Below are 25114 nucleotides of genomic sequence, written 5' to 3' on the forward strand. Positions count from 1 at the left end.
GTTTTTATTACCGATAAAATTAATTTGATGAATTTTTGATAAACCATCTTCTTTTAAAACTATTAAAATGGTTACTTTATTATCTTTTTTTTTTATGATCTTTATTTTTACAAATGAAGAAAACATTGAAGATTTTAAAAAAAATATTTCTATATTTTTTTTAAAAAAAAATAATGAACTATTATCTAATATTGCCCCTTTTTTTATTTTTAATTTACTTAATAAAAAATTAAGAACATCATTATTAATAACTTTATTTCCTTTAATTATTATGTTATCGATAATTGGTTTTTCTTTAATGTTTATAAAAATAAAATTTTTATATTGGAAAATATTAATATTATTTATTTTATTAGTTATTAATAACATATGCATGATGTTAGATATTTTTTTTAAAGAAATACAATTTTTCATATTTATATATGAAGGTATTCCCAAATCTTGTAATTTAATATTTTTTAAACCAAAATATATTATATTGTTAATACAAGATTTTTTTTTTAAAATATTTGAATAACAAACATGATTTGTATAAAAAAATAAGAAAAAAATAAGTAAATATTTATAATATTTAAAATTTTTTATAAAATATTTTTTTTTATTAAAACTGTTTAAAATCATTTATAAATGTAAACCCCATAATTATGGTTAAAATAATTATACTAATAGTATAAATTAATTGTTTAATTTTATATGGTATTTTTTTACCAATAATTTTTTCATAAATCAAAAATAATAATTGGCCACCATCTAAAATTGGAATAGGTAATAAATTAATTATACCTAAATTAATATTTATTAAAGAAAAAAACATAAAATAATAAATAAAATTATTACGAATTAATATACTTGCAATATGTCCTATTGAAATAGGACCATTTAATTTATAAAAATTTTTTTTATTTTTTAATAAAAAAAATAAAGAATTTAAAATTAATTTAATTGATTTTAAAGTTTCACTGATAGATTTTTTTAATGATTCAATTAAATTTAATTTATATATACTTGTTGAAGTATCCTTAACTCTTATTACTTGTGGTAAAAACCCTAAAAAACCTATTTTTTTGGATTTTCTAACAGAAGTTAATATAACAAAATTCATGTTTTTTTGTTTTCTTTTTATTTTAATATGAATAAATCTATTTGGATTATTATATATTAATTTCTGAAAGTTATACCAATAAATAAATTTTTTTCCTTCTATACTTAGAATTCTATCACCAATATGTAATTTTGATTTATCTGCTGGTGATCCAGGAATTATATATGTAATAACAGGATTAATTTTTAATCCTTTAGGTATAATTCCTAACATTAATATTAAATTTTTTTCTTTTGAAAATCTTATAAAATTTTTATCAATATTTAATTTTTTATTTTGAATAAAATTAAAATTATTTTTATTAATTTCTATATTTATTTCATTATTTAAATTAGTAAATTGATTAAGTTTTGAATTTAAAACATTCCAATTATTAATATTTTTATTATTAATTTTTCTAATTTCTGAATTAGGTTTTAATCCAACTATATTAGCAATTGAAACATAATTAATTTCATTAATAATATTTTTTTTTATCGGTAATCCTATAAAAAAAATTATCCAATAAATTAATATCGCTAAAATAATATTTGCAATGGGGCCACCTAAAATAATTAATAATTGTTTAAAAAAATTTATTTTTTTAAAAAATAATAATTTAAATTTTTTTGTATATTTTTTATCATTATCATTAATAATACTAGGCATTTTAATATAACCACCTAATGGGATTAATCTTAATACATAATTAGTTCCATATTTATCACGATATTGAAAAATTTTTTTACCAAAACCTATAGAAAAACATTCTATATAAATATTAAATAATCGTGCTATATAAAAATGTCCATATTCATGTATTATAATTAAACTACTTATAGTTATAATAAATATAATTATATCATATAAAATACTAAACAAAATTGTACTCCTAAAAATTAGGATTCATTATTTATATTAATAAAATGTAAACTAAAATTTATTTGTTAAATAAATTTTAATAAAATTAAAATTTATTAATCTCCACCAAAACGACGATTTCTTTTTGTAAAAGAATTTAGTGCTTTTTTAAAATCTTTTTTATTAAAATCAGGCCATAATTTTTTAGTAAAATATAACTCTGAATATGCAATTTGCCAAATTAAAAAATTACTAATACGATATTCACCACCTGTTCTTATCACTAAATCTACGGGAGAAATATCATTTAAGCAAATATAATTATTTACAATATTTTCATTAATATTTTCAGGATCTAATAATCCTTTATTAATGTTTACAGCAATTTTTTTTATACTATTTACAATATCCCAACGACCACCATAATTAGCAGCTATATTTAGTAATAATTTACTATTATTTTTTGTTAAATTTTCTGCTTTGATGATTGCTTTTTGTAAATCAAAATTAAATTTTTTTTTATTACCAATAATTTTCAAACGTATTTTTTTTTTTTTTAAATTTCTTGTTTCAAGATCTAATATTTCTTTAAATAAATTCATTAAAAATGACACTTCATCAATAGATCTTTTCCAATTTTCACTACTAAAAGCATATAAAGTTAATGCTTTTATATCATATTTTAAACATAAACCAATTATTTTTTTTACAGTTTTTACACCTTCTCTATGACCTAAAAAATTTAATTTTTTATTTTTTTTAGCCCATCTTCTATTACCATCCATAATAATTGCAATATGATTAGGATAAGAAACAATATTATTTTTTTCTTTACTAATTTTATTTATTTTCATTTTTTTAAAATTAAAATTTTTATATTTAAAAAAAATATAAAATTTTTTTTAATATAAATTATTAATTAAATAATTCTTTTTCTCTTTTTTTTAAAAATATTTTTATTTTATCAATATGAAATATAGTTTGTTTCTGAATAAGATTATATAATTTTTTTTCTTGATTTTCATCAATATATTTTTTTTTTAAACAAAATTTAATTTTATTATTTGTTTTTCTACGTATATTACGAATATTTATTTTATAAAGTTCTGCTTCTATTTTTATATTTTTAAAAATCTTTATTTTTCTAGTTTCAGTCATAATAGGAATTTTAACATAAATACTAGAACCTACTACTTTAGTTAGTAAATCTAAATTTGAAAGTACAATACTTTTTTCTATATTTTTAATTATTGTATAATCAAATGGAGTTACTTTAAGAGTAGAAGAATTTTCTACAACTATAGAAGAAATATGATGAATTAATGTAAATTTATTATTTAATTTTAAAGAAATATTATTTAATAAATTAGAAGATAACCTATTTTGCGATAGATGATTAACTTTATCTATAAATAAATCTAAACATTTCTGCATATTTTTTTTATTATTATTTATAATATTATTATACATATAATCACCTTAATTTAAATTATATATTTTATTTAATTATTTTTAATTATTGTTCCTTCAATTTTACCAGTTAAAATTCTATAAAGTGATCCTGGTTTTTTTATATTAAAAATATGTATAGGAACATTATAATCACGTGCTAAAATGAAAGCTGTATTATCCATAATTTTAATTTTTTTTTTTATTACATAATCATAATCTATTTTATTAAAAAATTTAGCATCAGAATAATTAATAGGATCTTTTGAATATACTCCATTAACTTTTGTTGCTTTTAATATAGCATTAGCTTCTAATTCAATTCCTCTTAAACATGCTGTAGTATCTGTAGTAAATAAGGGGTTACCAATACCACCTGTTAAAATAATTATATTTTTTTTAATTAAATCAATTGCTTTAAAAGTATTATATTCTTTACATATTCCCTGTATTGGAATAGATGACATTAAATACACATTAATTAATTTATTTCTAATTGATTGATATAATATTAAACCATTAATAATGGTTGATAACATCCCAATTTGATCACCTAAAACTCTTTTTAAATTATTATTTCCATTACAATATTTACCTCTAAATAAATTCCCTCCTCCTATCACAATTGCTATTTCAATACCTAAAGGTAAAATACTTTTTATTTCTTTTATGATATAATCTAATAATTTATTATCTATACCAGATAAGTTTTTACCTTGTAAAAATTCACCACTTATTTTTAATATTATACGATTATAGATTATTTTTGGTTTAATATTCATATATTACTTATTCTATTTTTTAGATAGAATATATTTTATTAAATTATATAAATAAAACAATTAATTTTTAGTTATATTTTGAACCTAATTCAAAACATATAAATTCAGAAATTTTCATATTATTTTCACTTAAAACATCAAATACTGTTCTCTTATTGTTAAATAAGAATTTTTGATTATATAAAGTAATATTATTTATAAATTTTTTTACACGCCCTTCTATTATTTTTTTTATAATTATTTTTGATTTATTATTTTTTATCGCAATACTTTTTTGTAAATCATATTCATGATTGATAATATTTTTTGGAATATTTTTTTCACAAATATAATTAGGTTTTAACATTACTATGTGCATAGAAATTTGTTTCATTAATAAATTATTATTTATATTAGATTTAATAATTACACCAATACGTTTACTATGATGTATATATTTACCTATAAATTCCCCTTTAATATAACCTATACGATGAATATATATATTTTCTTTTAAAATTCCAATTAATTTTATTCTTTCTTGATTAAATACTTTTCTTATTATAGAAATATTTTCTTGTTTATACTTAAAAACATATGTTAAAATTTTTTTTCCAAAGTTTATTATTTGTATTGATTTTGCTACAAAATCTGTTTGACAATTTATTTCTAATAATATTCCGAAATCTTTAGTTACATAATCTAAAATTAATCCTTCTTTTGTTTTATTTTTTGATTTTTTAATAGATTCTATTTTTGAATATTTTCTTATATGATCTAATGCTTCATTAATATTTCCTTTTGTTATAATTAATGCTTTTTTACATTCTATAATACTAATATTCGTTATATCTCTTAATTTTTTAATTTTATTAATATCAATTTTCAATCTTGACTCCTAATTAATTTTTAATTCTTTTTTATTAGAAATATTTAAATTATTTTTTAATATAGCCTTAGTTACATAATATAAATATAATTTTATTGCACGAATAGCATCATCATTAGCAGGAATAACAAAATTTATTCCTTCAGGATTTGAATTAGTATCTACAATAGCAAATATAGGAATATTTAATTTTTTAGCTTCTTTTATAGCAATTTTTTCATAATTTGCATCTATAACAAATATAGCATCGGGTAATCCTCCCATATTTTTTATACCACCTAAACTTTTTTCTAAATTTAATAATTCTCTATTTCGTGTTAATGCTTCTTTTTTTATTAATTGTTTAAAAATTCCATTTTTTTTTTGTAATTCTAGTTCTTTTAATTTTTTTATAGATTGTTTTACAGTTCTCCAATTAGTTAACATGCCTCCTAACCAACGATGATTAACAAAGAATTGATTACAATTAATTGCTGTTTGTTTTATAAGTTCAGATGCTGCTTTTTTAGTACCAATAAATAAAATTTTACCTCTACGAGAACTTATCTTCTTAAGTTCTTTTAATGCATTATTAAACATTAAAATAGTTTTATCTAAATTAATAATATGTATTTTATTTTTATATTTAAAAATAAATTTTTTCATTTTAGGATTCCAATAACGAGTTTGATGACCAAAATGGGCCCCAACTTTGAACATTTTATTAACAGATATAGACATTATTATTTATCCTTATTTATTATAATATTAAAATATTATTATAAAATTAATATTTATACAAAAAATAATTTAATTGATTAAATTTAATAATATTTAAATTTAATTTAGTTATTATAATATAACATTTATATATATAAAATTAAGAAATCTATAAAATAAAATAATGAAAATTTTAATTAAAAATTCTAAAGAAATAAAAAAAATTTACAAATCTTGCCAATTAGCAGCAAAAGTATTAGAAATGATTAAAGATTATATAATTCCAGGTATTAGTACAGAAGAAATTAATAATATATGTCATAATTATATTACAAATATTCAAAAAGCTATACCTGCAACTTTAGGATATAATGGTTTCCCAAAATCTGTATGTATTTCTAAAAATGATATTGTATGTCATGGAATTTCACATAAAAATGATATATTAAAACAAGGTGATATTGTTAATATAGATGTTACTATTTTATATAATAATTATTATGGTGATACATCAAAAATGTTTTTTGTTGGAGAAAAAATCTCAAAACAATCTAAATTATTATGTTTAACTGCTCAAAAAAGTTTATATAAAGCTATCAGTATTTTAAAACCAGGAATTAGATTATATAAAATTGGTCAAATAATTCAAAAATATGTAGAATCAAAAAAATTTTCTGTTGTAAGAAATTATTGTGGACATGGTATCGGGGAAAATTTTCATGAAGATCCACAAATTTTACATTATAAATCATATGATTATGGAATTTTATTAAAACCTGGAATGATATTTACTATTGAACCTATGATAAATGTAGGACATCATAGTGTATATTTAACTAATGATAATTGGACTGTGAAAACTAAAGATAGAACTAATTCAGCTCAATATGAGCATACTGTACTTATTACTAATTTGGGGAAAAAAATTTTAACTTTACGTAAAGAAGAGAAAGAGATATTTAATAATCTATAGATTTGATATAGTTAAGTAATTATAAGTTTATAGTTGCTTAACTATATCAGAATTTATTTTGTAATTTTTAATTATCTAAAAAACTTTTTAATATTTCTGATCTACTAGGATGTCGTAATTTTCTTAATGCTTTTGCTTCTATTTGTCTAATTCTTTCTCTTGTTACATCAAATTGTTTCCCAACTTCTTCTAATGTATGATCGGAATTCATATCAATACCAAATCTCATTCTTAATACCTTTGCTTCTCTTGGTGTTAAACTAGATAAAATATTATATGTTGCTGTTTTTAAACTTTCTGAAGTTGCGGAATCTAATGGTAGTTCTAAAGTACTATCTTCAATAAAATCACTTAAATGTGATTCATCATCATCTCCTATAGGTGTCTCCATTGAAATAGGTTCTTTAGCTATTTTTAATACTTTTCTGATTTTATCTTCTGGAATAAGCATATATGAAGATAATTCTTCAGGAGTAGGTTCTCTACCTAGTTCTTGTAAAATTTTTCTGGAAACTCTATTAAGTTTATTTATAGTTTCAATCATATGTACAGGAATTCTTATTGTTCTAGCTTGATCAGCAATAGATCTTGTTATAGCTTGTCTAATCCACCATGTGGCATATGTAGAAAATTTGTATCCTCTTCTATATTCAAATTTATCTACTGCTTTCATCAAACCTATATTACCTTCTTGTATTAAATCAAGAAATTGTAAACCCCTATTGGTGTATTTTTTAGCAATGGAAATAACTAATCTTAAATTAGCTTCAATCATTTCTTTTTTTGCTTTTTGTGATTTTAATTCACCCATAGAAATTTTTTTGTTGATTTCTCTAATTTCTTTAATTTTTAATCCTGTTTTTTTTTCAATATTAATTAATTTAATAATACTTTTGTTAATTTTATTAAAAAAATTGTTTTTTTCATTTAAATAAAATTTTTTTCTCAATTTAGAATTTTTTAATTTTTTTAAAAAAGAATCTGTATTTGTTTCATTATTATAGAATATATATAAAAATTTTTTTTTTGATATATTATATCTTTTTAAACATATTTTTAATATATTAAATTCTTCTATACGTATATGTAACATTATAGAACGTATTTTAGATACTAAATAATTAAATTCTTTTGAAACCAAACGAAATTTCTTAAAAATTTCTGCAAGATTTTTTAATGCAATCAATGTTTGACGATGATTTCTACCTTTTTTTTTAATAAAAATTAATGTTCTATAATATTGTTTTTCTAATTCTAAAAAATTTTTTTCTGCTAAATTATAATCTATAATATTTTCATTATTTTCTGTTTTAATATTGTGAGATAATTCTTGATGGTTAAAAGAAGATATAATTTTTTCTTTAATATCATAATTAATAAAACCATGGATTAAATCTGATAAACGAATATCTCCAGATTTAACTTTATTATATTTATCTAATAAATATTTAATTGAATAAGGATATTTTGCTATAGAATATTGTACTTGATTAATACCTTCTTCTATACGTTTAGCTATATTTATCTCTCCCTCTCTTGTTAAGAGTTCTACAGTCCCCATCTCGCGCATATATATCCGTACTGGATCTGTAGTTTTTCCCATTTCCGATTCTACATTAGATAATACTTGTACTGCATCTTCTGATGCTGTTAAATTATTTGTATTATTATTTAATATTAAATCATCATTATCAGGAGCTTCTTCCATTACTTGGATACCCATATCATTAATCATTTGAATAATATTTTTTATTTGATGAGAATTAATAATATTATCAGGTAAATGATCATTAACTTCAGAATAAGTTAAATAACCTTTTTCTTTTCCAAGTGTTATAAGAATTTTAAGCTGTGATTTTGAGTTATGATCCATAAATAGTTCCATACTTGTATTTACTAATATTTAAATAAATTTAAATTAAATAAAATTAAAAACAAATTATTTATTTAATAAATAAAATTTTATTTATTATTAATAATATTTTAAATATATTTTATTAAATTTTTAAAATTATTTTTTTTTTAATTAATTTTTGATTTAAAGACCATAATTCTTTTTTTTTTTTATGATCTAATCCTTTTTTTCTATCTAAAGATATTAAATAATCTATTCTATTTTCTAAAATATTTATTTTTAATTTTTTTATTAAATTTATAAAAAATTGTTCTATCTTATGATCAGGAATCATATGGTTCCATGTAACTAAAATTTCAAAAATTTTTTTTAATTTTGTCCCTCTAAACTGTTCTAATATATTAACTGTTGTTATATTTTTATTTTTATAAAAATTTACAAATTTTATTAAAAAAAATAATCCATTAATATTTGAACTTTTAAAAAATTTTAATTGAGGAACGAATTTTATTAATTTGGGATTTTGTATTAATAAACTTAATAATATACGAATAGTAGTTTTTTTAAAATTATTATTTATAATTATTTTTTTTTTAACTTTAAATGAATGATATATATCTACAAGATTGATAATACCTATTTTTTCTCCTAATTTTTTAATTAAATTTATTTGAAATAAATAATCAGGAATTATTTTAATAAATGACAAAGCTTTATAAATAAAATTTGTTTTTTGTTCACAAGAAGAAAAAACATTATTTAAAAATAATTGTTTAAAAAAAAATTTGGAAAAAGATAAAGTGTTTTTAATTCTTTTTTTAAAAAGAATTTGACCTTCTTTTCTGATTAAACTATCAGGATCTTCTCCATTAGGTAAAATCATAAATTTTATTTTTTTCCCATTAACTAAATAAGGTAAACTAATTTTTAAAGATTTCCATTGTGCTTTTATCCCGGTTTCATCACCATCAAAACAATAAATAATTTTGTTTGTTATACTAAACAATTTTTTTATATGAATATTAGTAATAGAAGATCCTAATATAGCTACAGCATATTTTATATTAAATTGAAATAAACTGATAACATCAATATATCCTTCTACTATTAATATTTTTTTTATAATATTATTTTCTTTTTTAGTTTCATATAATCCATATAATTCTTGACTTTTATGAAAAATATGATTTTCTGCAGAATTTAAATATTTAGGGTTAATATTTTTAAAAACTCTTCCCCCAAATCCAATAATAATACCATTTATATTCTTTATTGGAAATATTATTCTATTGTAAAAAATATCATAAAAATTATTATTTTTAGTATTTTTTTTTAAAATACCTAATTTTTTATATAAAATTTTTATAATTTTTTTATTATTTAAAATTTTTTTTTGCCAAAATAAAGGAGAAAATCCAATAGAAAAATACTCTATAATATATGGATTTAATCCTCTATTTAATAAATATTGATATGCTTCTTTCGCTAAGGGAGTTAGCAAAGAATTTTTATAAAAAAAACTTAAATTAGCAATTAGTTTATAATAAATTCTATTTTTTTGAAAAATTTTTTGTGAAAAATTAGATTTATTATTATAAATAATAGGAATATTAAATAAATTTGCTATAGATTCTATACTTTCAAGAAAAGATAAATTATCATATTTCATAATAAAATCAATAATATTACCATGTATCCCGCATCCAAAACAATGATATAATTGTTTTGAAGAACTAACTACAAATGAAGGATTTTTTTCTAAATGAAAAGGACAAATACCAAAAAAATTTTTTCCTTTTTTTTTTAAATTTATTTTATTTTTAATTAAAGATACAATATCAATTTGATCTAATAAATTACTAATAAATAAACGAGATATATATCTAACCATAAAAATAATTTTTTATAATTTATTATTTTTTAAAAAAAATAGTTTTAATATAAACGTATTCTTTTAGCATTTTCTCTAGATATTTTTTTAGCATGTCTTTTTATTGCAGAAGCTTTAGATCTTTTTCTTTCAGTTGTTGGTTTTTCATAAAATTCTCTACGTCTTACTTCGGATAAAATCCCTGCTTTTTCACATGCACGTTTAAAACGTCTTAAAGCTAAATCAAATGGTTCATTATCACGTACTTTTATAATTGGCATATATAAACCTAAATTTATTTTATATTTATTTTATTATCGTAATAAATTATTATAATATATAATGAAGAATATATAAATAATTTTTTATATTGTTTAAAATAATCGATTAACTAATTAATAGAAGATTAAATATGCTTTTCATGGGTATAGAAACATCATGTGATGATACAGCAGTAGCGATTTATGATAAAAATAAAGGAATATTATGTAATAATATTTATACACAAAAAATTCATTCTAAATATGGAGGTATTGTTCCCGAATTAGCTGCAAGAAATCATTTAAAAAAAATGATTCCTTTAATTAAAAAATCACTAATAAAAATAAAAAAGAAATTAAAAGATATTGATGTAATAGCTTATACTTCAGGCCCAGGGCAAATAAATTCTTTAATAATAGGAGCAATTATTTCTCATACTTTAGCTTTTTCTTTAAATATTCCTGTTATCCCTATAAATCATATGGAAGGACATTTATTTTCCATTATGTTACAAAAAAAAAAACCAATTTTTCCTTTTATAGGATTATTAATTTCTGGAGGACATACACAATTAATTTATGCACATAAATTTGAAAAATATAAAATATTAGGAACAAATATAGATGACGCAGTAGGAGAAACTTTAGATAAAGTATCTAAATTATTAGGATTAGATTATCCTGGAGGTAAAAATTTATTCAAATTATCTAAATTTGGAACTTCAAAAAAATTTTTTTTCCCAAGACCTATGGTATCAAAAAAAAATAATTTTAATTTTAGTTTTTCTGGATTAAAAACTTCTGTAATAAATTTTATAAAAAAACAAAATCTAAATGATTTTAAAATAAAAGCAGATATTGCTTGTGCATTAGAAGATGCAGTTATAGAAACTCTTTATATTAAAAGTTTGTGGGCTTTAAAAAAATATAATATTAATCAATTAGTAATTGCAGGTGGAGTTAGTTCAAATCAAAAATTAAGAAAATTTTTATATAAAAACTTAAAAAAAAATAATATTAAATTATTTTATAGTAATAAAAAATTATGTACTGATAATGCAGCAATGATTGCTTATCTCGGATCAAAAAAAAAAATTCTAAAAAAAAATAAATATATATTGAATACTATTAGTATTAATTCTAAGTTATCTTTAGAAGATAAAATTTAAATTTAAAATTTTATAAAAATTTTTGTAAAAAACATTTTAAACAAAAATATTTTTTATTAATTTAATTGAGAATAATAATAATGTTATTAAATTATTTTTCTTGTATAATACTTAGTATTATACAAGGTTTAACCGAATTTTTACCTATATCTTCAAATGCTCATATTATTATTTTTTCTAAAATATTAAATATTATGGAAAATAATAATTTTAAATTTTTTAAAATTATTATCCAATTAGGATCTTCATTAGCAATATTAATATTTTTTTGGGATAAAATTATTAAAATTATATTTAATAAAATTAAATATAATTCTATTCTTCAAGAAAAAATAAATATTTTACATATATTTATATCTATATTCCCAATAATATTGGTTGGATTAACTTTTTATAAAAAAATTAAAATAATAAATAATATTAATTATGTTATTTATGGGTTATTTATTGGCAATATATTATTATATATTTCTGAAAAATTTAAACCTATAAAATATAAAATTAACAATATTAATAATATTTTATATATAAATACTTTTTTTATTGGATGTTTTCAATGTTTAGCTTTATTACCGGGTGTTTCAAGGTTAGGCTCAACATTATCAATTAGTTTGTTACTTGGAATAAAACGTACTATTGCGATTAAGTTCTGTCTTATTATATCCATACCTATTATTTTTGGAGCTAATTTATTAGAATTATATAAAAATTATACAGTAATCGATTTTTATAATATAAAAATATTTTTTATAGGTTTTTTAATTTCATTTTTTATTAGTTTAATTATTATTAAAAAATTAATTTATATGATAAAAAATATTTCTTTAAAATGGTTTATTTTATATCGTTTATTTTTAATAATAATATTATTAGTTTTAAACTAATTATTTTTTTATAAAATATTTTTGATTTTTTATTTCAAGAAAACATTTTATTAATTTTAGTCTTTCATTTTGAATTTTTTTATTTATATTATCTCCTTTTAAATTATTTTTATTAATAATATTTTTTATATTTAATTTAGAAATATATTTATACATATTAATAAAATATTTTCCTTGTTTATATTTCATAGATTCTAATGTTAATCTACCCCTAGCATCAGCTTCACTAACTAAAGCAATTTGTTTAACTCTTTCAGGTTTTCGCCATGCATCAATTATATTATATATATTTAATATATCTTCTGGTTTTTGATTATATATATCATGAATAATATCATGTATTTTAGCAACTAAAATAGACAATTTTTTAAAATTACTAGGAATTTTTAATTTTTTACATAATCCCTTTATTAAAGGGATTCCATTTTCTCCATGTCCAGGATGTCTTGGCCATAATTTTTTAGGAGTTAATCCTTTACCTAGATCATGACATAATGCTGCAAATCTAGTTGATATATCTTTAGTAAGTTTAGATATTATTTTTAATGTTAACATGGTATGTATTCCGGTATCTTTTTCTGGATGCCATTTTAATGGTGCCGGAATCCCATATAATGAATTTATTTCTGGGAAAATAATAGGTAGAGCATCACATTTTTTTAAAACTTGAAAAAATACTTGAGGATGTGCTGCTTGTAAAGCATTATATGTTTCTTTCCAAATCCTTTCTGGTTTTAAATAAGATAATTCTCCTGAATGACTCATAATTTTCATTAGTTTTAATGTATTATTATGAATTCTAAATTTTAAATATTTTAATTTTGCAGCAAATCTAGCTACACGTAGAACTCTTAATGGATCATCTTGAAAAGATGAGGAAACATGTTTTAATAAACGATTTTTAATATCTTGTAAACCATTATATGGATCATAAAAATTTCCTAATTCATCTTTTGCTATAGCATTAATAGTAAGATCTCTACGTAATAAATCTTCTTTAAGAGAAATTTTAGAAGATGCACAATATTTAAAACCTTTATACCCATGTCCAAATTTATATTCTGTTCTAGCTAATGCATATTCTTCATGAGTTTTAGGATGTAAAAAAACAGGAAAATCTTTGCCGACTAATTTAAAACCTAATTTTAACATTGAATCAATATTTGATCCTACAACAACCCAATCTTTATCAGTTACTTTGATATTTAAAAGACTATCACGTATAGCTCCACCAACTAAATAAATTTTCAATTTTTACTCCTGAAAATAACATTATATTTTTTATTAAAAAATAAATTATTACTACTAGTATAGTATTTGTCTTTCTTAAAGAAAATTTATTTAATAAAATTAATATATAATAATATTAAATAATAATAATAAAAATTTTATTTATGAATATACTTGATAAAAAATTTGGTAATTATAAAACACGTGTAGAAAATGCCATTTCTTCTTTAAAAAAAGGATCTGGTATTTTAATTCTAGATGATAAAAAAAGAGAGAATGAAAGTGATATAGTATTTGCAGCAGAAAATATATCTATATCAGATATAGCTTTTTCTATTAGATATGGTAGTGGTATTATTTGTTTATGTATTACAGAATATTTACGGAAAAAATTAAAATTACCTATGATGGTAAAAAAAAATACCAGTTTTTATAAAACAGGATTTACAGTTACTATTGAAGCAGCAAAAGGAATTTCTACTGGAGTATCTGCAAAAGATAGATTTACAACAATTAAAACAGCTATTTCAAATAATGTTATTCCTGAAGATTTAAATCAACCTGGTCATGTTTTTCCATTAAGAGCAGTTAATGGAGGTTTATTAAAAAGAGAGGGACATACTGAAGCTACAATAGATTTATTAAAAATTGCTAAAATGAAACCAACTGGAGTATTATGTGAATTAACAAACGAGGATGGTTCCATGGCAAAAATTTTTGATGCTATATCTTTTGCCAAAAAAAATAAAATGGAATTAATTACTATTAATGATATAAAAAAATATATTATTAAAAATAATATTATTACTTAATTTTAAATTATAAAAAACCTCGGCGAGAGAGGATTTGAACCTCCGACCCACTGGTCCCAAACCAGTTGCGCTACCAAGCTGCGCTACTCGCCGTATAAATATTTATTTTTGGGTGGTTAATGGGAATCGAACCCATGACAACTGGAACCACAATCCAGTACTCTACCAACTGAGCTATAACCACCATTACAATTAATTTAAAAATATAATAAACAATCTTATAATTTTGCACCCGACAGGAATTGAACCTGAGACCTCTGTTTTCGGAAAACAGTACTCTATCCTACTGAGCTACGGGTGCAACAGATTATTATATTATATAATACAAATTCATTTCTTTAATGTCTAGTTTTTTTATAAAATTTTTAATAATTTTTATATTTAAAAATAATAACTTATATTAAATAATATTTAATTAAAAATAATTTTTGATAAAAAAATATAAATAATATTAAGATCTTTTCATCATATCAAAAAAATCATTATTAGTTTTTGTCATTGACAATTTATTTATTAAAAATTCCATTGCATCTATTTCATTCATAGGATGAATTATTTTTCTTAAAATCCACATTCTTTGTAATTCTTCTTGTGAACTTAATAATTCTTCTTTTCTAGTTCCAGATCTATTATAATCTATAGCGGGGAAAACTCGTTTTTCTGCAATTTTACGTGATAAATGCAGCTCCATATTACCAGTTCCTTTAAATTCTTCATAAATAACATCATCCATTTTTGATCCTGTATCAATTAATGCTGTTGCTATAATTGTTAAACTACCTCCTTCTTCAACATTTCTTGCCGCACCAAAAAAACGTTTAGGACGATGTAATGCATTTGCATCAACTCCTCCAGTTAAAACTTTCCCAGATGCAGGAGCAACAGTATTATATGCTCTAGCTAAACGTGTTATAGAATCTAATAAAATAATAACATCTTTTTTATGTTCTACTAATCTTTTAGCTTTTTCAATTACCATTTCTGATACTTGGACATGTCTAGATTGAGGTTCATCAAAAGTTGAAGTTATAACTTCTCCTTTAACTAATCTTTGCATCTCAGTAACTTCTTCTGGACGTTCATCGATAAGTAAAACTATTAATACACAATCAGGATGATTATATGCTATACTTTGTGCAATATTTTGTAATAACATAGTTTTTCCTGCTTTAGGAGGAGCTACTATTAAACCTCTTTGTCCTCTACCTATTGGTGAAGCTAAATCTAAAACACGTGCTGTTAAATCTTCTGCAGATCCATTACCTCTTTCCATACTTAATCTAGAATTTGCATGTAATGGTGTTAAATTCTCAAAAAGAATTTTGCTTCGAGCATTTTCTGGTTTATCAAAATTTACCTGATTTACTTTTAATAATGCAAAATATCTTTCTCCTTCTTTAGGAGGACGTATTTTACCAGAAATAGTATCTCCTGTACGTAAATTAAAACGTCTAATTTGACTCGGAGATACATAAATATCATCAGGTCCTGCTAAATAAGAACTATCAGAAGAACGTAAAAATCCAAATCCATCTTGTAATATTTCTAACACTCCATCACCAAAAATATCTTCTCCACTTTTGGAATGTTGTTTTAATATAGTAAAAATAATATCTTGTTTTCTCATTCTAGCTAAATTTTCTAGATAAATATTTTCACCTAAATCTATTAATTCAGATATTGGTTTATTTTTTAATTCGGTAAGATTCATAATGGTGAGGTCTTAAACTTGAATAATTCTTAAATATTTATATAAAATTTATATAATTTAATAACATTTATATTTAATATAATAAAATTTTTAAATAATTTTATTAGTTACTAAAACAAATATTAATAATTAATATATTTTTTTGTTATAAGATAAGTAATTATTTAAATAAATTATTTTAAATTTTTATTTAAAAAATTTTCTAATTGTGTGATATTTATAGATCCAATTATTTTATCAATAATTTTTCCGTTTTTAAATAAAAAAACTGTTGGTATACTACGAATATTATATCGTTCTGCAATATTTTTATATTTTTCAATATTTAACTTGGTAAAAACTATATTTTCATATTTATGACATACTTTTTCTAAAACCTCAGAAAATATTTTACATGGATTACACCATTCTGCCCAAAAATCAACTAAAACCAATTTTTTTTTTTCTATTTCAGATTGAAAATTTTTATCATTTAAATGTATTAAAACGTTATTCTTATGTTGCATGAATTTAATATTCCTGTATAAATATTATATTTAATTATCTTTTATAAGATGAATATAAATATTTTAATTTTGTAATAGATTTTTTGATTAAATTCTATTTAAAATTAATTAATATTTTATTTTCATTATATATAAATAATAATTGTATTGCAAGATAATAAATAATATTTTAAAAATATAAGAAATTAATATAAAAAAGGCTTATTAATTCTTGGACATTTATATGTTGTGGTATTGAACAATTATTTCTGAGCAAATAAAAATTTACAAAGTTCTAATTTAAAGTTTCGAAGACTTAAAGACTTAATATTTTCCGGTATATTATTGTACTGGAAGGCTGCTGAAAAGGAAAACGAAGATTTATACATTTCCGTTCTATGCCTTGGTGTATGCAGTGTTCTATCAACATAACGAAGCTGAGTTTGATGTAAGCTACCTCTAAACACTAATCTTTTATACAGATACAATGGCATACGATTTTGCAGAATTTTATGCACCAAGCAGATTAACCGATATTTCCATCTTTGGTTCATATTTAGTATGTTATTATTTATATAGAGTGGTGTAACATGCTGGGACCTTTTCGTTAATGTCGCAAATCTAAGACATGAGTTTTGTATTTTCTGTAGTCTGTGTGCTTCAGACGTGGTAATACAAGAACCGAAAACTACACTGCCATATTCACAGGTAGATATAATGAGAGACTCGGTCAGCTTTATTTTTGTATCCGTAGGAAGTACATACCTAAAATTGTATAGCTGTCTAAGTTTCGCGTATGATGACTTTACAATATTTGTTATGTGATTTTGGAAGGTTAAGTGTTGATCGAAAGTAATTCCTAAGTTTCTTGATGATTTGACAACTAAAAGATTTTGGCTCCCTATTTTAACATCCTGCCTCTGTGGGGTAAATTTAACATGTTTTGAATGAAAATTTATAACAACCGATTTGGTTGCATTTAGCTGTAAACAATGTGATGTAGAAAAGGAGAGAATATTTTGCAGATCTATGTTTAAAAGTTCCATTGCGACGTCCATTTCATCAGGGTGATAAGATATATACATTTGACTATCATCAGCATAATAATGAATTTTTGTATATTTGACAATGTTAGGTAGATCACAAATGTAAATTGCGAAGAGTAAGGGACCCAAAATTGAACCTTGCGGCACACCAGATTTTATATTTAAATACTGTGAAAAAACAACACCATTTTCTCCGCATAGTTTAACTTTTTGCTTACGATCTGTTAAGTAACTATGAAACCAATTTATTGAATCATCATGGACTCCAAAATAGCGGAGCTTTGCAATTAGTAGTTTATGATTAATAGAGTCAAAGGCTTTTGTGTAGTCCAGTAGAACACTAGTGGTTACTTTTGCTTCATCAAAGCTCTTCAGAATATCATCAGTTACCTCAAGCAGTGTTGTAATGGTACTGTGTGCTTTTCTGAAACCTGACTGATTTTGCGGTAATAACTGATTTGAATTTACATGAGTCAATAATTGATTCTGAACAACTCTTTCGAGAATTTTAGACATAACATTTAATAAGCTTATTGGGCGACAGTCGCTATAAGCCTCAGGGTTGGATTTTTTTGGCAGGGGAACAACAATTGCAGTCTTCCATGAAAGTGGAACGACATTTTTTGTAATTGAATAATTTATAATATGTTTTATGGTAGGAAGGCTATATGGTAGAAATAATTTCAGAATGTGTGTAGTAAATGTGTCCTCACCCGAGGAGTTCGACTTTATCAAAGATATGGAATCAATAATTTCCTTACTACCTACAGGACGGAGTCTTAGAGTAAATTTTGTTTTGGAACTGGAGTGGCTATATTTATGCAGTATTTCATTAGATAATGGAATGTTTGGGGCAGAATTCTGGAAGAATGTATTAAACGCGTCAGGGTTATTTAGTGTGTCAGGTAGAGTTGCACTATCCATCTTATTATATACATTAAGGTTTTTCAAAGTATTCCACCAATATTAACAATTTTAAAAATTCTTTTCTTGTAGGAAAGAAAATATTAAAATTATTGTAATTTACAATTAATACTTGCAATAAGTTTATCTAAAGTTAATAATTTAAAAGCATTAATTAATACTCTAATTATTATTAAATATTATTTTATCTTTCTCAATAAATTATTAATTTTTTTATTTTCATATTAGATGATATGGATGTTTTAAATATTTTTTAATTTTTAAATTAGAATTTTTAAAACTTGGTAATTTATTAATACAAATTTTGTATATTATTATATTTATAATGTATAAAAATACATAGTATCCCTTACTTAAGGATAATTATCTTATTATATAAATTTTTTAAAAAAATGATGTATTTTATTTCTTTATAAAATACATCATAAATAGTTATTTATTTAAAAATAATTGTGTAACTTTATCCCAATTTAAAACATTCCAAAAAGCATTAAGATATAAATTTTTTTGATTTTGATATTTTAAATAATATGCATGTTCCCATAAATCTAATCCTATAATAGGTAAACTTGTTGATGTATTATCATCCATTAATGGATTATCTTGATTTATTGTTGTAATTATTTTTAACATATTTTTTTTTTTTATTAACCAAATCCATCCAGATCCAAAAAAATTTAAAGCTTTTTTTTCAAATTCTTTTTTAAAATTTATTAAATTACCAAATTCATTTTTTAAAATATTTAAAATAATACTATTTGGTTGAATATTTTTTTTTAAAATTTTCCAAAAAAAACTATGATTAGCATGTCCTCCTGCATTATTACGTAAAAATATTCTTTGTGAAGAAGGAATTGATAATTTATTTAAATTGGAAATTAATTTATTAATTTTAATATTTTCTATATTATTTTCTTGTAGTATTAAATTTGTATTATTAATATAATTTTGATGATGTTTTTTATGATGTATTTCCATTGTTTTTGTATCAAAAAATGGTTCTAAATCTGAATATTTATATAACAAATTAGGTAGTTTATAAGTCATAAAAATCCTTTAAAATAAAATATAATTATTAATCATATTTTTTATATTTTTTAATTATTAATTTAGTATTGGGCATGATACCATGCCATAAATAAAAAGAATGTGCTGCTTGTTCAATTAACATGCCAATACCATCTGATACTTTTTTAGCTCCATTAATAATACACCATTTTAAAAATGGTGTATTATTAGAATTATAAAAAAGATCATAACAAAAAACATCAGGACCAATAATATTAGAAGGTATATTAGGAATATTTCCTTTAATACTACTAGATGTAGCATTAATAATTAAATTATATCTAAATTTATTATAAAATATAAATAAATCTTCTAATTTTAGATAATTAATATTTTTTATATTTTTAAAAAATTTAACAATTTTTTTAGTATTTTGATAAGTACGATTAATAATTGTAATATTACAACCAAAATTAATTAACGGATATATAATTCCTTGTGCAGCTCCGCCAGCACCTATTAATAAAATATTACTTTTAGAATTAATAAATTTTAAATTTTGTAGATCTTTTAATAAACCAATACCATCAGTATTATCACCTAAAATTTTTTTTGAATTAATAATTTTTATTGTATTTACTACACCAGAATATTTAGCTCTTTTTGTTACAAAATCACATAACTTATATGCTTTTTTTTTAAATGGAACTGTAATATTTGCTCCTATCCCTCCATTTTTAAAAAAATGGAAAAAAGATTTATAAAAATTATTCAATGGAATACAAATTTTTTTATAATTATGTAATATTCCTGTTTGTTTTGCAAATAGTTGATGTATAATTGGAGATTTACTATGTTTAACAGGATTACCTAATACCGCAAAAATGTTCATATTTATCCTTTACGTATAACTAAATTAGTAAAACTATCTCTGATTTCAGATGGTTTTAAATAACCTCCAGTTTTTCCATTTAGAATTAAAATATGTTCTTTAACATCATAAAAATGATGTAATACATCTTGATGTGTTAAACATGGTTTTTTACCTGAAATATTTGCACTGGTAGAAATAATAGGTTTGCCAAAATAATTACATAATTTACTAGTTAAATAGTGATTAGTTACACGAACCGCTATAGAATTAAAATTTCCAATTAACCAATAAGGAGTATTTATTTTAATAGGCATAACCCATGTAATAATACCAGGCCAAGTAGATAAAATTTTTTTTTTTTGGCTTTTAAGAATTTTTTTTTCATTTATATATTTTAATAATTGATTATAATTAGATGCTATTAAAATTAATCCTTTTTTTATACTACGTTTTTTTATTTTTAATAATTTATATACTGCTTTTTTATTATCTGGATCACATCCTAAACTAAAAACAGATTCAGTTGGATAAGCTATAATTTTACCCATTTTTAATGCATTAATAAAAATTTTTATATCCATAATTTTTTTATAAATTATTTGATAAAGTTGTAAATGAATTATATATTAATAGTATAATTATATTAAAAATTAAAAAAATTTTTATTATTTTAGAAAAATCATCTTTAAAAAAGATATTAAATATGTCTATACTTAAATTACTATATTTTCCTAATAAAAAATTGAGAAATATAGCTAAATCAATTAAAAATATTAATAAGGATATTAAATTACTAGGAAGTAGTATGCTTAAAACTATGTATACTTACAATGGTATTGGTTTAGCAGCTACACAAATAGGAATAAATAAAAGAATTATAGTTATTGATATAACTGAAAAAAAAAATAATCCTATTATTCTTATTAATCCTAAAATAATAAAATTTAATAAATTAAAAATTAATAGTAAAGAAGGTTGTTTATCTATACCTATAAAACAAAAATATTTTGTTCCAAGGTTTAATAAAATAAAAATTCAAGCTAAAAATTTAATGAATGAAATCATTGAAATAGAAGCAAATAATTTATTATCTTTTTGCATACAACATGAAATTGATCATTTAAATGGAATTTTATTCATCGATTATTTATCAAATTTAAAATATCAAAGAATTTATGATAAAATAAATAAAATTAATCATAAAATAATGTTTTTAAAAAAACAGAATTACATAAAATGAAAAAAAAAATAAAAATTATCTTTATAGGTACTTCAAAATTTGCCGCTTATCATTTAAAAGGATTAATAAATAATATCTACACAATATCTTGTGTTATTACTAAGCCAGATACTTATGCTAATAGAGGATATAAATTAACTTTTAATTCTGTAAAAAAATTAGCAGTAAAATATAAAATTAATATATTACAACCAGAATCTTTAAATTCTTTAAAATTAATTAAAAATCTTATTAATTATAATTGTGATATTATTATAGTTGTAGATTATGGTTTATTAATACCTAGTAAAATATTAAATATACCTAAGTTATTTTGTATGAATATACATGCTTCATTATTACCTAGATGGAGAGGAGCTGCCCCAATACAAAGAGCATTATTAGCAAATGATTTAAAAACAGGTATTAGTATAATAAAAATGAATAATTTTTTAGATGAAGGCGATATTATTTATCAAATAGAATATAGTATTCTACTTTATGATACATATGGTTCATTATATAAAAAATTAGCTATATTAGGATTACAAGGATTATTGTTTATTTTAAAAAAAATTTCCAAAGGAGAACAAATAAAATTTAAATCTCAAAATATAAATATGATAAAACCTACATATGCAAAAAAAATATCTAAAATGGAATGTAAATTAGATTGGAATTTATCTGCTAAAAAACTTGAATGTATGATTCGTGCCTTTAATCCTAGACCAGGTACTTTTTTTATGATAAAAAAACAAAGGTTTAAAGTATGGCAAGCAGAAGTTATTAATAGCTTTAACAGTAATTATGTAGATAAAGTACCTGGTACAATATTATTAATTAATAGATATGGTATACAAATAAATACTATAAATGGAATTTTAAATATTCAAATTATTCAACCTAGTGGTAAAAAACAAATGAATATTCAAAATTTTTTAAATTTTAAACATTATAAAAATCTTTTTACAAAAAATACTGTTATTATTTAAGATTTTTATTTTTTAGCATTATTTTTCTTCCTATTAATTCTATATATGCCATAGGTGCTTTATCTCCATTACGAAAACCACATTTTATTATACGTGTATATCCTCCTAATCTATTTTGAAATTTAGGAGCAATAACATTAAAAAGTTTAATCATATTGATTTTATTATTTATTTTAGATCTTATTAATCTTTTATTAGAAATAGTATTTTTTTTAGCAATTGTAATTATTGGTTCTATAATTTTTCTAAGTTCTTTTGCTTTCATTAGAGTAGTTTTAATAATTTCATTATTAATTAATGAATTAACCATATTAAACAACATTGCACTACGATGTGAACTATTTTTATTAAAATAACGACCTGTTTTACGATGACGCATATTTTTACCTAATTAAATTAATTATTTTTGATTATTATTTTTTAAAATTGGAGGCCAATTATCTAGTCTCATTCCTAATGATAATCCTCTAGACGCTAAAATATCTTTTATTTCTGTTAGAGATTTTTTCCCTAAATTTGGAGTTTTTAATAATTCTACTTCAGTTCTTTGTACTAAATCGCCAATCAAATGAATTGATTCAGTTTTTAAACAATTTGCCGAACGAACAGTTAATTCTAAATCATCTACAGAATGTAATAAGATAGGATCAAAATCTGGTTTTTCTTCTTTTATTTCTTTTTTTTGTTTAATATCTTTTAAATTTACAAATGATTCTAATTGTTCAGCTAAAATAGTTGCTGCTTTTCTAATAGCTTGTTCTGGATCAATTGTTCCATTTGTTTCCATTTCTATTATTAATTTATCTAAATCTGTTCTTTGTTCTACTCTAGCTGATTCTACATTATATATTATTTTTTTAATAGGGCTATAAGATGCATCTAATAATAATCTTCCTATTTTATGATCTTTTTGAAAATTATTATTAATTTTTGTATGTGCTGCTACATATCCTCGTCCTAATTCTATTTTTATTTTCATATTAATTGATGTATTTATATTAGTAATATGACAAATAATATGATTTTTATTTACAATTTTTATATCATTTCCATAAGAAATATCAGAAGCTCTTACAATTCCAATTCCTGTTTTTTTTAAAATTAAAACAACTTCCTTTTTATTATTTTCTATTTTTATAGCTAATTTTTTTAAATTTAAAAGTATTTCAATTATATCTTCTTTAATCCCTTCTTTAATACTATATTCATGTAATATTCCTTCTATTTCTACCTCTGTTACTGCATAACCAGGAATTGAAGATAATAAAATACGTCTTAATGCGTTTCCTAAAGTATGACCAAAACCACGTTCTAAAGGTTCTAAAGTAACTTTTATAGAATTATTACCAATATGTTCTATATCAACTAATTTAGGTTTTAAAAATTCTGTTACAGAATTTTGATCCATGTATATACTCTCTCTTTCTTTTAAAAAATTATTTTGAATATAATTCAATAATTAAGTGTTCATTAATATCTGCAGGCAAATCAGAACGTTCAGGAAGTCTTTTAAAAATTCCTTCCATTTTTTTATTATTCACTTCTAACCAGTTAGGTTTCTCTCTTTGAGAGTATAAATCAATTGAAGCATTAATCCTTAGTTGTTTTTGAGATTTTTTACATACAGAAATTTTATCATTTAAAGATACTTGATAGGAAGCTATATTAACAATCTGATTATTAATTTGTATAGATTTATGAGAAATTAATTGTCTAGATTCTGCTCTTGTAACAGCGAAACCCATTCTATAAACAATATTATCCAATCTTTTTTCTAACAAACATAATAAATTAAATCCAGTATTTCCTTTTATATGTAAAGCTTTTTTATAATAATTATGAAATTGTTTTTCTAATATACCATATAATCTACGTATTTTTTGCTTCTCTCTTAATTGGATACCATATTCAGATAATCTAGATTTTTTTATCCCATGTTGCCCTGGAATTTGTTCTAATTTACATTTGGTGTCAATAGCACGTACATTAGATTTTAAAAATAAATCAGTACCTTCTCTCCGAGATAATTTTAATTTTGGTCCTAAATATCTTGCCATTATAT

At 21.0% G+C, this 25114-nt stretch carries 26 protein-coding genes and 3 tRNA genes; 6 read left to right on the top strand and 23 right to left on the bottom strand.

Translation table 11 applies throughout. The features are described from left to right. The 7 genes from GJU03_RS01115 to rpsB form a co-directional block, all read right to left on the bottom strand. Positions 1-621, bottom strand: a 621-nt coding sequence (locus GJU03_RS01115; protein ID WP_168918862.1) for a hypothetical protein, incomplete at its 3' end; no start/stop codon positions are given. After that, positions 602-1963, bottom strand: a complete 1362-nt coding sequence (gene rseP / locus GJU03_RS01120) for an RIP metalloprotease RseP (RefSeq protein ID WP_168918863.1) — start codon at positions 1961-1963, stop codon at positions 602-604. The genes rseP and GJU03_RS01115, both read right to left, overlap by 20 nt. Before the next feature lie 95 nt (positions 1964-2058). Continuing rightward, a complete protein-coding gene (uppS, locus tag GJU03_RS01125) occupies positions 2059-2796 on the bottom strand; it encodes a polyprenyl diphosphate synthase (protein WP_168918864.1) in 738 nt (245 codons plus the stop codon). Positions 2797-2857: 61 nt separating this feature from the next. Beyond that, entirely contained in the window at positions 2858-3412 is a 555-nt protein-coding gene (locus GJU03_RS01130) for a ribosome recycling factor (RefSeq protein ID WP_168918865.1), read from the bottom strand. A 32-nt stretch (positions 3413-3444) separates the two neighbouring features. Continuing rightward, positions 3445-4173 (bottom strand): UMP kinase, encoded by a 729-nt coding sequence (gene pyrH / locus GJU03_RS01135; protein WP_168918866.1) that lies wholly within the window; start codon positions 4171-4173, stop codon positions 3445-3447. A gap of 67 nt (positions 4174-4240) precedes the next feature. After that, a complete protein-coding gene (gene tsf, locus GJU03_RS01140; protein WP_168918867.1) occupies positions 4241-5041 on the bottom strand; it encodes a translation elongation factor Ts in 801 nt (266 codons plus the stop codon). A 9-nt stretch (positions 5042-5050) separates the two neighbouring features. Beyond that, positions 5051-5761 carry a 30S ribosomal protein S2 gene (gene rpsB / locus GJU03_RS01145; RefSeq protein ID WP_425482909.1) on the bottom strand — a complete coding sequence of 237 codons (711 nt, stop codon included), beginning with the start codon at positions 5759-5761 and terminating at the stop codon, positions 5051-5053. A 163-nt stretch (positions 5762-5924) separates the two neighbouring features. Between rpsB and map the strand changes: the two genes are divergently transcribed. Next, complete coding sequence (gene map, locus GJU03_RS01150) at positions 5925-6713, top strand: type I methionyl aminopeptidase (protein ID WP_168918868.1); 789 nt, start codon at positions 5925-5927, stop codon at positions 6711-6713. A gap of 67 nt (positions 6714-6780) precedes the next feature. On the opposite strand, the gene rpoD is transcribed toward map, so the two are convergent. The 3 genes from rpoD to rpsU form a co-directional block, all read right to left on the bottom strand. Next, positions 6781-8586 (bottom strand): RNA polymerase sigma factor RpoD, encoded by a 1806-nt coding sequence (gene rpoD / locus GJU03_RS01155; protein ID WP_168919057.1) that lies wholly within the window; start codon positions 8584-8586, stop codon positions 6781-6783. Positions 8587-8710: 124 nt separating this feature from the next. After that, positions 8711-10459 (bottom strand): DNA primase, encoded by a 1749-nt coding sequence (gene dnaG, locus GJU03_RS01160; RefSeq protein WP_168918869.1) that lies wholly within the window; start codon positions 10457-10459, stop codon positions 8711-8713. A gap of 44 nt (positions 10460-10503) precedes the next feature. Beyond that, a complete protein-coding gene (rpsU, locus tag GJU03_RS01165; protein ID WP_168918870.1) occupies positions 10504-10719 on the bottom strand; it encodes a 30S ribosomal protein S21 in 216 nt (71 codons plus the stop codon). 131 nt (positions 10720-10850) lie between these two features. Here rpsU and tsaD point away from each other — a divergent pair, with 131 nt between their 5' ends. Both tsaD and GJU03_RS01175 read left to right on the top strand, forming a co-directional pair. Beyond that, positions 10851-11867 (top strand): tRNA (adenosine(37)-N6)-threonylcarbamoyltransferase complex transferase subunit TsaD, encoded by a 1017-nt coding sequence (tsaD, locus tag GJU03_RS01170; protein WP_168918871.1) that lies wholly within the window; start codon positions 10851-10853, stop codon positions 11865-11867. Between the two features lie 80 nt (positions 11868-11947). After that, the gene (locus GJU03_RS01175) at positions 11948-12751 is read left to right on the top strand and encodes an undecaprenyl-diphosphate phosphatase (RefSeq protein WP_168918872.1); all 804 of its coding nucleotides are present in this window, start codon (positions 11948-11950) and stop codon (positions 12749-12751) included. On the opposite strand, the gene GJU03_RS01180 is transcribed toward GJU03_RS01175, so the two are convergent. After that, entirely contained in the window at positions 12752-14002 is a 1251-nt protein-coding gene (locus tag GJU03_RS01180) for a multifunctional CCA addition/repair protein (RefSeq protein WP_168918873.1), read from the bottom strand. It lies immediately after the preceding gene. 143 nt (positions 14003-14145) lie between these two features. Between GJU03_RS01180 and ribB the strand changes: the two genes are divergently transcribed. Further along, the gene (gene ribB / locus GJU03_RS01185; RefSeq protein WP_168918874.1) at positions 14146-14793 is read left to right on the top strand and encodes a 3,4-dihydroxy-2-butanone-4-phosphate synthase; all 648 of its coding nucleotides are present in this window, start codon (positions 14146-14148) and stop codon (positions 14791-14793) included. A 19-nt stretch (positions 14794-14812) separates the two neighbouring features. On the opposite strand, the gene GJU03_RS01190 is transcribed toward ribB, so the two are convergent. The 9 genes from GJU03_RS01190 to tsaC all read right to left on the bottom strand — a co-directional run bounded on the left by GJU03_RS01190 (position 14813) and on the right by tsaC (position 21422). After that, a tRNA-Pro gene (locus GJU03_RS01190) sits at positions 14813-14886 on the bottom strand. 18 nt (positions 14887-14904) lie between these two features. Next, positions 14905-14977, bottom strand: a tRNA-His gene (locus GJU03_RS01195). A gap of 43 nt (positions 14978-15020) precedes the next feature. Then, positions 15021-15094, bottom strand: a tRNA-Arg gene (locus GJU03_RS01200). Between the two features lie 150 nt (positions 15095-15244). After that, complete coding sequence (rho, locus tag GJU03_RS01205; RefSeq protein WP_168918875.1) at positions 15245-16504, bottom strand: transcription termination factor Rho; 1260 nt, start codon at positions 16502-16504, stop codon at positions 15245-15247. Positions 16505-16677: 173 nt separating this feature from the next. Further along, complete coding sequence (gene trxA / locus GJU03_RS01210) at positions 16678-17010, bottom strand: thioredoxin (protein WP_168918876.1); 333 nt, start codon at positions 17008-17010, stop codon at positions 16678-16680. Positions 17011-17252: 242 nt separating this feature from the next. Next, positions 17253-18986 (bottom strand): RNA-directed DNA polymerase, encoded by a 1734-nt coding sequence (locus GJU03_RS01215; RefSeq protein ID WP_168918877.1) that lies wholly within the window; start codon positions 18984-18986, stop codon positions 17253-17255. Between the two features lie 405 nt (positions 18987-19391). Beyond that, the gene (locus tag GJU03_RS01220) at positions 19392-20006 is read right to left on the bottom strand and encodes a Fe-Mn family superoxide dismutase (RefSeq protein WP_168918878.1); all 615 of its coding nucleotides are present in this window, start codon (positions 20004-20006) and stop codon (positions 19392-19394) included. A 28-nt stretch (positions 20007-20034) separates the two neighbouring features. After that, on the bottom strand, positions 20035-20859 hold the full coding sequence (aroE, locus tag GJU03_RS01225) for a shikimate dehydrogenase (protein WP_168918879.1): 825 nt from the start codon (positions 20857-20859) through the stop codon (positions 20035-20037). Between the two features lie 2 nt (positions 20860-20861). Beyond that, the gene (gene tsaC, locus GJU03_RS01230) at positions 20862-21422 is read right to left on the bottom strand and encodes an L-threonylcarbamoyladenylate synthase type 1 TsaC (protein WP_168918880.1); all 561 of its coding nucleotides are present in this window, start codon (positions 21420-21422) and stop codon (positions 20862-20864) included. Positions 21423-21544: 122 nt separating this feature from the next. Between tsaC and def the strand changes: the two genes are divergently transcribed. Continuing rightward, a complete protein-coding gene (gene def / locus GJU03_RS01235) occupies positions 21545-22081 on the top strand; it encodes a peptide deformylase (protein WP_168918881.1) in 537 nt (178 codons plus the stop codon). Continuing rightward, entirely contained in the window at positions 22078-23052 is a 975-nt protein-coding gene (fmt, locus tag GJU03_RS01240; protein WP_246208757.1) for a methionyl-tRNA formyltransferase, read from the top strand. The genes def and fmt overlap by 4 nt, the downstream gene beginning before the upstream one ends. Here the strand turns inward: fmt and rplQ are convergent. From rplQ to rpsD, 3 genes are read right to left on the bottom strand one after another with little or no spacing between them, the layout of a single operon-like run. Next, on the bottom strand, positions 23045-23431 hold the full coding sequence (rplQ, locus tag GJU03_RS01245; RefSeq protein WP_168918882.1) for a 50S ribosomal protein L17: 387 nt from the start codon (positions 23429-23431) through the stop codon (positions 23045-23047). The genes fmt and rplQ overlap by 8 nt on opposite strands. Positions 23432-23452: 21 nt before the next feature. Beyond that, positions 23453-24460 carry a DNA-directed RNA polymerase subunit alpha gene (locus GJU03_RS01250; RefSeq protein ID WP_168918883.1) on the bottom strand — a complete coding sequence of 336 codons (1008 nt, stop codon included), beginning with the start codon at positions 24458-24460 and terminating at the stop codon, positions 23453-23455. A gap of 28 nt (positions 24461-24488) precedes the next feature. Beyond that, on the bottom strand, positions 24489-25109 hold the full coding sequence (rpsD, locus tag GJU03_RS01255; protein ID WP_168918884.1) for a 30S ribosomal protein S4: 621 nt from the start codon (positions 25107-25109) through the stop codon (positions 24489-24491). Positions 25110-25114: the final 5 nt, after the last annotated feature.

The sequence above is a fragment of the Enterobacteriaceae endosymbiont of Donacia bicoloricornis genome, from assembly GCF_012567955.1.
In the GTDB taxonomy this organism is placed as follows: Bacteria; Pseudomonadota; Gammaproteobacteria; order Enterobacterales; family Enterobacteriaceae.

What these genes read in the sequence shown, in the direction of transcription:
- uppS (WP_168918864.1), bottom strand. Translation starts at nt 2,796, where the DNA reads ATGAAAATAAATAAAATTAGTAAAGAAAAAAATAATATTGTTTCTTAT.
- GJU03_RS01130 (WP_168918865.1), bottom strand. Translation starts at nt 3,412, where the DNA reads ATGTATAATAATATTATAAATAATAATAAAAAAAATATGCAGAAATGT.
- pyrH (WP_168918866.1), bottom strand. Translation starts at nt 4,173, where the DNA reads ATGAATATTAAACCAAAAATAATCTATAATCGTATAATATTAAAAATA.
- rpsB (WP_425482909.1), bottom strand. Translation starts at nt 5,761, where the DNA reads ATGTCTATATCTGTTAATAAAATGTTCAAAGTTGGGGCCCATTTTGGT.
- map (WP_168918868.1), top strand. Translation starts at nt 5,925, where the DNA reads ATGAAAATTTTAATTAAAAATTCTAAAGAAATAAAAAAAATTTACAAA.
- rpoD (WP_168919057.1), bottom strand. Translation starts at nt 8,586, where the DNA reads ATGGATCATAACTCAAAATCACAGCTTAAAATTCTTATAACACTTGGA.
- dnaG (WP_168918869.1), bottom strand. Translation starts at nt 10,459, where the DNA reads ATGGTTAGATATATATCTCGTTTATTTATTAGTAATTTATTAGATCAA.
- rpsU (WP_168918870.1), bottom strand. Translation starts at nt 10,719, where the DNA reads ATGCCAATTATAAAAGTACGTGATAATGAACCATTTGATTTAGCTTTA.
- tsaD (WP_168918871.1), top strand. Translation starts at nt 10,851, where the DNA reads ATGCTTTTCATGGGTATAGAAACATCATGTGATGATACAGCAGTAGCG.
- GJU03_RS01175 (WP_168918872.1), top strand. Translation starts at nt 11,948, where the DNA reads ATGTTATTAAATTATTTTTCTTGTATAATACTTAGTATTATACAAGGT.
- ribB (WP_168918874.1), top strand. Translation starts at nt 14,146, where the DNA reads ATGAATATACTTGATAAAAAATTTGGTAATTATAAAACACGTGTAGAA.
- rho (WP_168918875.1), bottom strand. Translation starts at nt 16,504, where the DNA reads ATGAATCTTACCGAATTAAAAAATAAACCAATATCTGAATTAATAGAT.
- trxA (WP_168918876.1), bottom strand. Translation starts at nt 17,010, where the DNA reads ATGCAACATAAGAATAACGTTTTAATACATTTAAATGATAAAAATTTT.
- GJU03_RS01220 (WP_168918878.1), bottom strand. Translation starts at nt 20,006, where the DNA reads ATGACTTATAAACTACCTAATTTGTTATATAAATATTCAGATTTAGAA.
- aroE (WP_168918879.1), bottom strand. Translation starts at nt 20,859, where the DNA reads ATGAACATTTTTGCGGTATTAGGTAATCCTGTTAAACATAGTAAATCT.
- tsaC (WP_168918880.1), bottom strand. Translation starts at nt 21,422, where the DNA reads ATGGATATAAAAATTTTTATTAATGCATTAAAAATGGGTAAAATTATA.
- def (WP_168918881.1), top strand. Translation starts at nt 21,545, where the DNA reads ATGTCTATACTTAAATTACTATATTTTCCTAATAAAAAATTGAGAAAT.
- fmt (WP_246208757.1), top strand. Translation starts at nt 22,078, where the DNA reads ATGAAAAAAAAAATAAAAATTATCTTTATAGGTACTTCAAAATTTGCC.
- rplQ (WP_168918882.1), bottom strand. Translation starts at nt 23,431, where the DNA reads ATGCGTCATCGTAAAACAGGTCGTTATTTTAATAAAAATAGTTCACAT.
- GJU03_RS01250 (WP_168918883.1), bottom strand. Translation starts at nt 24,460, where the DNA reads ATGGATCAAAATTCTGTAACAGAATTTTTAAAACCTAAATTAGTTGAT.
- rpsD (WP_168918884.1), bottom strand. Translation starts at nt 25,109, where the DNA reads ATGGCAAGATATTTAGGACCAAAATTAAAATTATCTCGGAGAGAAGGT.